13 protein-coding genes are annotated in these 9,965 nt (G+C 67.7%); 5 read left to right on the forward strand and 8 right to left on the reverse strand.

Features of this window, described 5'->3' with window-relative positions; genetic code table 11:
* The 4 genes from RM812_RS39640 to RM812_RS39655 form a co-directional block, all read right to left on the reverse strand.
* On the reverse strand, nt 1-201 hold a 201-nt coding region (locus tag RM812_RS39640), incomplete at its 3' end, for a helix-turn-helix domain-containing protein (protein WP_311585444.1).
* Between the two features lie 296 nt (nt 202-497).
* Nucleotides 498-872, reverse strand: coding sequence for a DUF6302 family protein (locus tag RM812_RS39645; protein WP_311585446.1), 375 nt, complete (start codon nt 870-872; stop codon nt 498-500).
* The gene (locus tag RM812_RS39650; protein WP_311585448.1) at nt 869-1,384 is read right to left on the reverse strand and encodes an ATP-binding protein; all 516 of its coding nucleotides are present in this window, start codon (nt 1,382-1,384) and stop codon (nt 869-871) included. The genes RM812_RS39645 and RM812_RS39650 overlap by 4 nt, the downstream gene beginning before the upstream one ends.
* Nucleotides 1,381-1,872, reverse strand: a complete 492-nt coding sequence (locus tag RM812_RS39655) for a hypothetical protein (protein ID WP_311585450.1) — start codon at nt 1,870-1,872, stop codon at nt 1,381-1,383. The genes RM812_RS39650 and RM812_RS39655 overlap by 4 nt, the downstream gene beginning before the upstream one ends.
* Nucleotides 1,873-2,231: 359 nt before the next feature.
* Here RM812_RS39655 and RM812_RS39660 point away from each other — a divergent pair, with 359 nt between their 5' ends.
* Both RM812_RS39660 and RM812_RS39665 read left to right on the forward strand, forming a co-directional pair.
* The gene (locus tag RM812_RS39660) at nt 2,232-3,026 is read left to right on the forward strand and encodes an aminotransferase class IV family protein (protein ID WP_311585452.1); all 795 of its coding nucleotides are present in this window, start codon (nt 2,232-2,234) and stop codon (nt 3,024-3,026) included.
* Nucleotides 3,027-3,035: 9 nt separating this feature from the next.
* A complete protein-coding gene (locus RM812_RS39665) occupies nt 3,036-3,953 on the forward strand; it encodes an SUMF1/EgtB/PvdO family nonheme iron enzyme (RefSeq protein ID WP_311585454.1) in 918 nt (305 codons plus the stop codon).
* Between the two features lie 311 nt (nt 3,954-4,264).
* Here RM812_RS39665 and RM812_RS39670 read toward each other — a convergent pair whose 3' ends face one another.
* A complete protein-coding gene (locus RM812_RS39670) occupies nt 4,265-4,774 on the reverse strand; it encodes a hypothetical protein (protein ID WP_311585456.1) in 510 nt (169 codons plus the stop codon).
* A gap of 272 nt (nt 4,775-5,046) precedes the next feature.
* Between RM812_RS39670 and RM812_RS39675 the strand changes: the two genes are divergently transcribed.
* Together RM812_RS39675 and RM812_RS39680 are read left to right on the forward strand one after the other, a co-directional pair.
* The gene (locus RM812_RS39675) at nt 5,047-5,913 is read left to right on the forward strand and encodes a helix-turn-helix domain-containing protein (RefSeq protein WP_311585458.1); all 867 of its coding nucleotides are present in this window, start codon (nt 5,047-5,049) and stop codon (nt 5,911-5,913) included.
* On the forward strand, nt 5,910-6,146 hold the full coding sequence (locus tag RM812_RS39680) for a DUF397 domain-containing protein (protein ID WP_311585460.1): 237 nt from the start codon (nt 5,910-5,912) through the stop codon (nt 6,144-6,146). Before RM812_RS39675 ends, RM812_RS39680 begins: the two co-directional genes overlap by 4 nt.
* Nucleotides 6,147-6,497: 351 nt before the next feature.
* Here RM812_RS39680 and RM812_RS39685 read toward each other — a convergent pair whose 3' ends face one another.
* Nucleotides 6,498-6,803 carry a hypothetical protein gene (locus RM812_RS39685; protein WP_311585462.1) on the reverse strand — a complete coding sequence of 102 codons (306 nt, stop codon included), beginning with the start codon at nt 6,801-6,803 and terminating at the stop codon, nt 6,498-6,500.
* 173 nt (nt 6,804-6,976) lie between these two features.
* Nucleotides 6,977-7,681: a prepilin peptidase gene (locus tag RM812_RS39690; protein ID WP_311585464.1), complete on the reverse strand. Its 705-nt coding sequence runs from the start codon at nt 7,679-7,681 to the stop codon at nt 6,977-6,979.
* Nucleotides 7,682-7,976: 295 nt separating this feature from the next.
* Between RM812_RS39690 and RM812_RS39695 the strand changes: the two genes are divergently transcribed.
* Complete coding sequence (locus tag RM812_RS39695) at nt 7,977-9,392, forward strand: DUF2637 domain-containing protein (RefSeq protein WP_311585466.1); 1,416 nt, start codon at nt 7,977-7,979, stop codon at nt 9,390-9,392.
* A 12-nt stretch (nt 9,393-9,404) separates the two neighbouring features.
* Here the strand turns inward: RM812_RS39695 and RM812_RS39700 are convergent, their stop codons facing one another.
* Nucleotides 9,405-9,845, reverse strand: coding sequence for a hypothetical protein (locus RM812_RS39700; RefSeq protein ID WP_311585468.1), 441 nt, complete (start codon nt 9,843-9,845; stop codon nt 9,405-9,407).
* Nucleotides 9,846-9,965: the final 120 nt, after the last annotated feature.

Below are 9,965 nucleotides of genomic sequence, written 5' to 3' on the forward strand. Positions count from 1 at the left end.
CTGTAACGCGGACGGGGAGATCGGTGACTCGGAGCGCTCCCACCGGCTGACGGCCGAGACCGACTGACCTACGACGCGGGCCGCAGCCTCCAGCGTTTCGCCTTTCGCCTTACGCAGGCCACGCAGGTAGACGCCCAGCACGATCCGGGCAGGCGCCTGCGGTAGTTCTGTGGGCGGTGGTGGCGAGACGACTTGCAGCATGGCGTGGCTTCCCATCGAGGGTGGGGGCGGGTTCACGACGGTTCTCTCGGCGGAGGCGGACTGGAGTGGTTCGGCTTGGTGGGAGTCGAAGAAGGCTGACGTGCTTGCCGCATGCAGTGACTGGCTCTCGGGCCCACCAGGACGAGCGCGGCCATGGCAGTCAGGATCGGGAGGGTGATCAGCCAGCCGGTGACCGTCACAGCAGCCTCGGCATGGGGGCGGTGGTGGACGGCACGGGGCCGGGCAAGTCCTGAGGCTGCTTGCGCAGACCGAAGAACCGACGACGGTCGTCGGGGCTAAGGCCTCTCGGCACCGGTTCCCCCCCAGGTGACGTGCGAGCCGCCGACGCCGACGTCGCTGAAGCCCGGACGGCTGTTGAGGGCCTGGGCGGCCAGTTCGGCCAGGCTGGCATCGATCAGATTCACGTAGCCACCGCGGCGGCCCTTGCCCGCGGGCACCGCGAGAAGGGGGAGGCGGTGCAGTGCCACAGCTACCGCGTCGCGAAGAAGCCCAGGGTGCACGAGCCGTCTTGCCCAGTACTCGTAGTCGACTGCCTCCTGCGGGGGCAAAAGGCAGAGCTGCGGGGACTCGGGGGACGGCACTCGAACGGTGCCACACGTGTCACAGTCGGTGGCGGACATTCGCGCGGCCGCCGGGGCGATGAGGCTCATGAGATCTCCGCGCACTCGGACGGTGAGAGGTCGAGCTCCATCCACACGCTCTTCCCAGCGTCTCCGTTGGGCGGCTTGTCGACTCCCCAGCGGTCGGCGAATGCCTCGACGAGGAGCATGCCTCGTCCGCCCTCCTGGTCGTTGGTCTCGGGGCGAACGCAGGGTAGGCCGTTCGACGGGTCCTGAACCCTGACCTGCACACGTCGGCCGTCGCAGGTGGCCGTCACGCCGAGGGTGGTGTCCGGCGGGAGGCCAGCGCATCCGTGGGTCACCGCGTTGGCCATCAGCTCATGGGCGGCCAGGGCAACGGTGTCCGCGATCCGTGCAAGGCCCGAGTCGCAGAGCAGTTTGTGCAGTTCGTGTCGCGCCGGCTGGAGAGCTTGCAGTGCAGCGGGGAACGCAAGTGCGGATTGGAAGCGACGCACATCCGGGATCTGTGCTGGCAGTTCGTCCGGGGTGTCGTGCGTGAAGGAGGTGGATTGTGTCGGGTGCGAAGGGCGCAGCGTCGTCACGGAGACACCGCCTCGGCGCTGAGGACTGTCCTAACCGTCTTGCCGCGCCGTTCGCTGTCGACGACGCAGATGAGGTCCACGATCAGCTGTTGCTGGAGCAGACTGGCTAAGGAGCCGCCGCCCTCCCCCGCGCGGACGTTGTCGAAGTCGGGGAATCGCGGATTGGGGTCCGTGACGTCGATCAGCAGTTGCTTCGCCTCTGTGGTGCTGAGGCACCCGTACAGGACTGGCGGCGACGCGCAGGTGTCGTGCTGTCCATACTGCATGGCGTTGTGCACCAGCACCGTGAAGACGTGCACTGCGGTTGGCACGCTGCCCGACCAGTTCAGCATCGTCAGGGCTGTGCGCCCCTTGACCCTGGCGAGCCGCTCAGCGCGGTGCCCAGGCAACTGGACTGGATAAGTCTGGACGATGGCGGCGAGGCTTTGTGTTGCTGGGGGAGCTGGCTTCGCTTCATGGAGCTTGGCTTGGCAGGTCTTGATCACCATTTCACACCTGCCCCAACTGCCGCGGTGGCGCTGTGTGTGCCGTCTGAGGCAAGCAGGCGGCGCCTACCGGGCTTGGGGCCGTTGCAGGCGCTCCGCACCTGGGTTGCAGCGGCTTCGCTACGGCCGATGCGTGAGCGATAGCGGAGCTCATCTGGGGGGCCTCCCAGGCCGATGCTGTGGGGGTTCGTACGGCTGGCAATGGTGTTGCTTCGCCGGACAGGCTGTGTGGCGCGGACCACCATGCGTGTCCGCACAGTGAACAGCGAACACCGGACGGTGATGACTTGGGAATGACTTTCAAACGACGTTGACCCGTCAGTAACACCCTCCGGGGTGCCGCCGAGGTGACCGGCCCTGACATGCTGGGCGGCATGGCAACTCTTGATGGAAAGCCCGTAGCCGCAGACGACTTGCTCGGCCTCGCACTGACGAACATCGGGCACTTCACGTCCATGCGTGTCTCCGACGACGGCAGCATCCGCGGCCTGTCGCTGCATATGGAGCGCCTCGCACGTGACTGCAAGATCGTCTGGAACGCGGACCTGGACACTGACCATGTCCGGTGGTGCGTCCGCCACGCCCTGGAAAGCCAGCAGCGCCCGTGCGTCGTCCGCGTCACGATCTTCGACCCGAAGACGGGGATGGGGCACCCTGCAGCGGCCGACGACCCGCACGTCCTGGTGTCGGTGCGCAAGGCTGGCGCTCTGCCCCCGCCACCGCTGCGCGCCAAGAGCATCGTGTACGAGCGGGACCTGCCGGAGGTGAAGCACGTCGGCCTGTTCGGCGCCCTGCACGCACGCGGGGCGGCCCAACGTGCCGACTTCGACGACGCCCTCTTCGTTGGCCGGGACGGTCTCGTGTCGGAAGGCGGCACGTGGAACGTCGCGTTCGTAGACCAGGACAGCACGGTCGTGTGGCCGGCAGCCCCTGTACTGCCGGGCGTCACCATGGCCCTGCTTCGGCAGCACGCCGAGCATCGCGTCGCCACCATCACCTTGGATCAGGCCAAGGGCATGGCCGCCGCCTTCGCCACGAATACGTCCGTCGGCGTCCGCCCCTTGTCCGCGATCGACGACACAGAGTTCCCGGTGGAACACCCTTCCCTGCGGCAACTCCAAGAGACGTACCTGTCGATCCCCGGCGAGAGCCTGTAGGACGCGGCCATGACGGGGGTGACCAGGTGGACCGGACGCGAAGCCCAGTTGCTGTGCCAGGCCATGCGCAAGAAGCAGAAGGAGTTCGCCGAGCTGGTCGGCGTCAACTCCCGCCAGATCGCCCGATGGAAGGGACGGGGCGAGACCATCGTGCTGGAACTCGACAATCAAGCGGCTCTCGACACGCTTCTCGCCCAGGCCCAGCCCGTCGTGCAGCAGCGCTTCGCCGCATTGCTGACTGAGCGGGCCGCTGCCGAGCACGACGAACGCGCCGAGGAACTCCTGCGGACAGACCCGCGTACTCGCCGGCATCATGTCGACGGGAAGGTGATGACCCTCGTCGAAGAAGGCATCTACCTGGCCGGACCCGAAAACCGTTCGGTATGGCTGGAGTCGTTCCACATCGACATCTACCCGACATCGAATGAGGACTACGCGAAGTTCGTGCTGGCCACTGGGCATCGGCCGCCGCAGCACTGGCCCGGAGGGCACTGCCCGGTCGTCTTGGCTACCCACCCCGTGGTGTGGGTGACGTGGCACGACGCCAACGCGTATGCGCAGTGGGCTGGCAAATCGCTGCCCACTGCGCGCCAGTGGGAGAAGGCCGCACGCGGCCCGCGAGGGCGTGTCTACCCGTGGGGCAACGAGCCGACCGCCGCTAAAGCGAATACCGCCGAGGCTGGCATCGACGCAACGACCCCCGTGTCCCGCTACCAGTCCGGCGTCAGCCCATACGGCGCCTTCGACATGTGCGGCAACGTGTGGGAGTGGTGCTCCACTGAGGAGGAGCCCGGCGCTGGCCGGTACCACCTGAAGGGAAGTGCCTTCACCTCCCCGTTCGAACGCGCCGCTCCGTCCCTTCAGAACGCCGCCAATGCGACCATGAAAGACAACGACACAGGGTTCCGCTGCGTCGTTTCCACGTAGAAGGGTGCCGGCACTCCCTACCGCACAGGCCAGGGCCCGCGCCTGCGGATCCTGCCGGGGCTGGCGGGACACCGTGATGGAACGACGGCGTTCGCAGACAAGCAAGTATCCCGGCAGCGGCGCACAGGACAGGGGGGCACGCGCAAGTCTTAGTTGGAAGCTGTCATCCAGGCGCTGAGCCTGTCCCAGTGCGCACTGGCCATCCGTTTCGGGGAAGCTGCGGCCGAGCTTGGCGTGACCGAGCTTGGCGCCCGCTGTATCGCTGCTGCGTACCGAGACATCGGCGTGCCCTGTTCCGGAGGCTGAAGTCCTCATACCTGCGCCCTTGTCATCTCAGGGACGACCAAGGCGATGAACCCGAAGTGCTGCCCGAACCAGTCGATTTCCTGCCGGACCTCGTCGACCCGGGAGCTGATGACGGAGGGTGTGACCGTCACAACTCCGTCGGCGTACCCGGCTCGGATCTGCTGCCGCACGAGGCGCCAACCTGGGCGTAACGCGGGTTCAGCCAGGCCCTGGCGGTCCGTATAGGGCTGTCTCGTCACCACCTGCCAGGAGTGGCGCACTGCGTAGGCCGCTGCCGCGCGAACGGAGTGCTGCGGCTCCTGCCCTCTGACAGAGAGCGCGTACAGGCATACGCGCGGCAGCCGGCCCTTGGCCTGGATCTGCGTGACGACCCGTCCAAGGTGCTCGCGCCGCGCACCTGCGAGGGGCGCGAACGGGTCTGGCTGGACACGGATCTGGTCGGGATGCAGCTGCGAGTCGATAACGCGCTCCCGGTGCGTCCAGGTCTGCGTCCTTCGGGTGGTGCTCTGGCGCATGGCGGGCCTCGGCTTCCTCGGTGGGGCGAAGGACGGCAGTCCGCGAGGGGGGATGCAGACAGCCGCCCGTCCAGCCGGTCGGGAGAGAAGCCCCGGTGCCGGCACTAAGGCGTGACGTCGTACGGCAACGGCGACCTGACACTCGGTCACGCCCGTTGCGCTTAGCTTGCTCCTTTTGGCGGTCCAAGCGCAAGACTGCGCGTCGGATTCACAAAGAGATAGAACTGGGGTGCCCATCGTCAGCGCCGTCGACGACGTGCGAAACTGCGTCCATGAAGCAGAAGCGCGCGACATCGACCGTCTGGCGGCGCAGAGTTGGCGGTCAGCTCCTCCGCTGGGGGGAGCCCATGATGTCCGCCGCCGACGCGGCGAGAGCCATGGGGTGGGACCAGACCCACCTGAGCCGGGTGCAGCGAGGCCAGTACCGCATCTCTGCGGACAACGTACGCAAGCTGTGCCGGTTGATCGGAGTTGACGATGAACCCGCCGTTGAGGAGGTGGCTCGCGTTGCCGAGAAACCACTGGGCGGTGGCTGGTGGGCGCCGTACGCCGGGAGGATTGGCCAGGCCTACCATGACTTCATTGAGCTGGAAGCAGAGGCAGAATCCATCCGCATCCACCACCCTGTTGTGGTGCCAGCGCCACTTCAATCGGCTGGCTACGTGCGAGAGATTCTGACCCGAGCAGCCAATAACCTCACCGCTGAGCGAGCCGAGATGCTGGTCTCCATCCGCATGGCTCGCCAGGGGATCCTGACTCGTGACGAGAGGCCGGCGAAGCTGCACGCGCTGGTTCCGGAACCTGCCCTGCATGCGAAATTCGACAGCGGCCCGGCGGTCATGCGCGATCAGATCCGCAAGCTCATCGATGCCACTGAGATGCCGAACGTGACATTGCAGCTCGTCCCTCTCACAGCGCATCCGGCGTTCGTAACCAAAGGCCCCCTCACGCTGCTGTCGTTCCGCCACCCCTGGGTGCCTGTTGGAAGTCTGGACAACCCCATGGGTGGCACCCACACCGAGGAGCCGGAGGCGGTCTCCTGGATGGAAGAGGAATTCGACCTGATCTCCTCCATCGCCCTTCCCGTGGACGAATCACGGGAACGTCTGGAAAAGTACCTGGAAGGACTGTACGCGTGACCACAAACACCGGTCTCTCTGCGAGCCAGCTCAAGGAAGCTGTGTGGCAGAAGTCGACCTACAGCGGAAGCAGCGAGGGGCAGTGCGTCGAGTGCGCCGACGTAACCCCGACACACTCCGGCATCGCCGTCCGTGACTCGAAGAATCCTGAAGGGGCCGTGCTACTACTCAGCCCCGGAGCCTTCGGCGGGTTCATCACTGCTGTAAAGAGGGCTGAGTTCGACCTTTTCTGATCCTGTCCCGACACGACGAATGGCCCGTCTCCCCCCGCCCATAACAGGGGGAGGCGGGCCACTGTCGTACGGGTTACCCACAGGTCCAGTGGAGCGTACCTCTCCTGTCTGCATGCGAGAAGTGGATGCCGCTGAATGAAGCCCAAATAGTCCGCAAGTAGGCGATGCCGACCCGCTTCCCGCTGCGTCAGAAGTCGCTCCGTAGTTGAGTATCCCGGTCGCGAGCGCCGCAGTCAGAGGGTGCTGTAGGCGATCGAGGCCGCCACGAACCGGTCTCGTTCGGCCGCAGCCATCAGCTGACGCTGAAGTTCCTGCGCCGCCGCGGAGCGGCAGCCCGAGGTCGTCGGACACTTACAAGACGACGTATCCCACCTTGTTCGCGAGGTAGTTCCAGCGCGGTGGCACGTTGCCCGCCAGTGTGAGCAGGGGTTCGTCTTCGTCCGGCATGTGGACTTCGACCGTTCGGGCGTCCTGGTGCAGGGGCATCCGCCAGCCGTGTGCTTCGCGGATGCGCATGGGGTACCCGGCCTTGACCAGGGGGAGGCCAGCGGCGAGGAGTACGGCCAGCAGCTTGGGCATCAGTGGGCCGTTCGGGCCGAGGCGTACTTCCTCGTGCGAATCCTGAAGGGCGTACCAGGCCAACTTGTCCTGCGACATACCGGCAGACCATGCCCCGGTCTTCGGTTCGGTGGTGCTCATGCAGCTGCCTAATCTCGCGCGCGGTCAGGTGGCCGCGGCCGGTTAACGATCGGCTGTCCCGCTGGCTACGGGAGCGGCGACCCGGCGGGCCGGGTCACGAACCGAGTGACGTTCTGCCCGTGGACGGAGGACTACGACACGCAGACCGACACACCGAGCGCACCAATGATCATGTACGGGCCGAAGGCGATGCGACCGCGGGTGCGTCCCTGGAGCAGGTTCACTGTGGCGCCGAGGGCGAACATCGCGAAGGTGCCGACGAGCACGGTGGCCCAGTTGTGCCAGCCGAGCAGGGCCCCGAGGGTGGGGGCGAGCTTCACATCGCCGAGTCCGATGCCGCCGAAGGTCATGAGGGCGAACGCGGAGCCGAGCGCGGCGGCGGCTGCAAGACAACGGGCGAAGCTGCCGGGTTCTCCGGCCACTCCTGCGGCTGCCAGCAGGGTGATCGTTCCGGCGAAGGCGGGAACGGTGAGGAGGGTGGGGAGCCTGTGCACTTTGGCGTCGATCAGGATGAGCGCGGTGCCGCAGGCGGCGACCCAGTAATGCGCGGCGGCCAGCCAGCCCGTCAGGCCGGTGGCGGCGACGAGGGCGAAGGCGAGCGCGGTCATGGCCTCGGGGAGGCCGCGGGCCGGGTACCAAGGCGTGCGGCATGACGCACAGCGGCCTCGGGGCGGTGCGAGGAGCCGGATGGCCGTTGGGGCTGGTGCGTCACACGAGGGGCAGGCGTGCCGGAGCGGTGCGCCGGTGGGCACGGTCCTGGTGAACAGCAGCGGGCGGGTGGCGGTGCCGGCCAGGGCGCCGGCGAGAAGGGCGACGGTCGTGGTCAGCACGGTCATCACGGCAGCTCCCGGTGTCGTTCTGCCCCGGCATATGTCGGGATCTTGGAGCCTATGCGAGTCGCCCCCTCGGTTCGATGAGGTATCGGGGAGCAGGTCGAAAGCAACGACCAGGTCACGGCGCGAGCAAGGGCCCTGATCACGGTGGATGAGCCGGGCCAGGCGCTCCTACCGTTCAGATTCAGAAGCGCGATCACCGAACCGCGGAGGGCGGAATGTCACACGGCGGCGGCTGATCGCACCTCTATAGGCGACAGCGCCGAGCGCACGGGCACGACGAAGGGGGCATGGGTCCATGACGATCACCGCCGATCTCGGGAAGGCGGGGGCGGTCGGGGGCGGCCGCCGCCGAGTCGTGTGGACACGTGGCCGCCGCATCACCTTCGGGATTATCGGGTTCGGGTCCCTGCTGATCGCCCTGACCGGCTTCGTCGGCTCCTACACGGCCGTACGCGACCTCGCCGAGGAGAAGGGTTTCGGCTGGTTTGCCGCGATTTTTCCCCTTGGGATCGATATTGGCATCATCACGATGCTCGCCCTCGATCTTGCCCTGACCTGGGTCGACTTGCGGTATCCGCTGCTGCGGCACATCGCCTGGCTGCTGACCGTGGCAACGGTTGCATTCAACGCGTTCTCGTCTTACCCGGACATACTTGCATCATTTATGCATGCGGCGATTCCCTTGCTGTTCATCGCGATCACCGAGGCGGTCCGGCATGCGATCGCCATCGCGACGGCGCGCGAGGAAGGGCGGGAGGATTATGCGCTCTCACTGGGCCGGTGGCTTCTCGCCCCCTGGTCGACCTGGTTGATCTGGCGCAGCAGGAAGCTGTGGCCGAGCACGATCTCCTCGTACGAGGTGGCGCTGGCGCTGTACCAGGAGAAGCTGGACTACCGCCGGGAGTTGCGGGACGCCTACGGCTGGCGTTGGCGGAGGAAGGCCACGCGCGAGGAGCTGCGGCCGTTGCGCCGCAGCCGTCTGGGATACGCCGTCCGCCCGGCAGCAGAGCTGCGCCGTCCGGAGCGGGAGGACCTGGCCGAGCAGTCCGCGCCCACCACGCCTACCACGCCTACCACGCCGGGGGTCGTGCTGGAGAAGGTGCCGGCCGGCCATCCGCCTGCCCTGTCGCCGGCCTTCGCCTCGGCGTCGCCCGAGCCGGAGGATGCCGCCGAGCACGAGCGTGCGCAGTGCCCGCCGGCGGACGCGCGAGCCGGCGCCGAGTCCGCGGAGGAGACGCTGCTCGAGCACCCGCGTGAGGACCTCTTTGCCGGCGACACCCCCGCGGATCAGGAAGTCGAAGCAGCCGAAGATGAAGACCCCCTCGAGCGGCGCGAGCCCGACACGGGGCAGGCCGGCCACCCGGCCGGGGGCCAGGCCAACGTGGACGAGGCCGAAGACGAGGAGGGCCCCGAAGAAGATGAGGAGGGCCCCGACGAGGGTGATGATGCCGCTGCTCCGCCGCCGACGATTGAGCTGGGGCCTGCTCCGGCGAACGAGAGCAAGAGGCAGCGGGCCGAGCGGATATACCTGGCGCACCAGAAGGCGGGCGTCGAGCTCACCCGCAAGGACCTGACCCGGTGGGCCGGATACCAGAACGAAGGGTCGGGACGGAGCGCCTACAACGACCTGGAGCGCAAGCACGGGCCGATCGTGGTCAGCGAGGCGGCGTGGGAGACCGGTGACGCCCAGCTGGCCGCGGTGCCGTCGTAGGGAGCGGCCGCGTCAGCCATCGGCACGCATCGGCGCGATGAACCGGCGCATCGCGAGCATGAGCAGGCCGGCAGATGCGAAGCCGACCAGCAGCCCGGCCGCACGCACCGCCAGGTCCGCCCCACCGGCAAGGTCCAGGGTGTTCGCGACCGAGACGGCGGCGGTCCATCCGGCACCCCACAGCACCATGCAGCCCAGGAACAGCAGGGTGACCCGCATGCCGAGCGATACCCGGGACGCGGGCTGCGACGCGGGCCCGAGGCAGCGCCGGGCGTGAGCGGCATACGCCGCCCACGCCTGCTGCGGTGTACCTGGGCGGTGGGGAGGCAGTCGGCCGCACGAGCACAGTGCCCGGTGCTGGGCCTCGCCGGCAGCCGCGGAGGCGTCCTCGTAGATGACGATCTGCGGCTCATGCCGCCCGTCGTCGACGACGAACCGGTCATAGTCCACCACGATGTGACGTCCCTTCGGTGAGGAGGGCCCGCGGGCCCCGTCCGGCCGCCTTCGGACGGGGCCGGTGGCCGGGCGGGCTCGGCGGAGTCAGGGCAGTTGGCAGCCGTACCGTTCCAGGAC

Source organism: Streptomyces lancefieldiae (genome assembly GCF_031845825.1).
Classification (GTDB): Bacteria; Actinomycetota; Actinomycetes; order Streptomycetales; family Streptomycetaceae; genus Streptomyces; species Streptomyces lancefieldiae.

What these genes read in the sequence shown, in the direction of transcription:
- RM812_RS39645 (WP_311585446.1), bottom strand. Translation starts at nt 872, where the DNA reads ATGAGCCTCATCGCCCCGGCGGCCGCGCGAATGTCCGCCACCGACTGT.
- RM812_RS39655 (WP_311585450.1), bottom strand. Translation starts at nt 1,872, where the DNA reads ATGGTGATCAAGACCTGCCAAGCCAAGCTCCATGAAGCGAAGCCAGCT.
- RM812_RS39660 (WP_311585452.1), top strand. Translation starts at nt 2,232, where the DNA reads ATGCTGGGCGGCATGGCAACTCTTGATGGAAAGCCCGTAGCCGCAGAC.
- RM812_RS39665 (WP_311585454.1), top strand. Translation starts at nt 3,036, where the DNA reads ATGACGGGGGTGACCAGGTGGACCGGACGCGAAGCCCAGTTGCTGTGC.
- RM812_RS39670 (WP_311585456.1), bottom strand. Translation starts at nt 4,774, where the DNA reads ATGCGCCAGAGCACCACCCGAAGGACGCAGACCTGGACGCACCGGGAG.
- RM812_RS39675 (WP_311585458.1), top strand. Translation starts at nt 5,047, where the DNA reads ATGAAGCAGAAGCGCGCGACATCGACCGTCTGGCGGCGCAGAGTTGGC.
- RM812_RS39685 (WP_311585462.1), bottom strand. Translation starts at nt 6,803, where the DNA reads ATGTCGCAGGACAAGTTGGCCTGGTACGCCCTTCAGGATTCGCACGAG.
- RM812_RS39690 (WP_311585464.1), bottom strand. Translation starts at nt 7,681, where the DNA reads ATGACCGTGCTGACCACGACCGTCGCCCTTCTCGCCGGCGCCCTGGCC.
- RM812_RS39695 (WP_311585466.1), top strand. Translation starts at nt 7,977, where the DNA reads ATGACGATCACCGCCGATCTCGGGAAGGCGGGGGCGGTCGGGGGCGGC.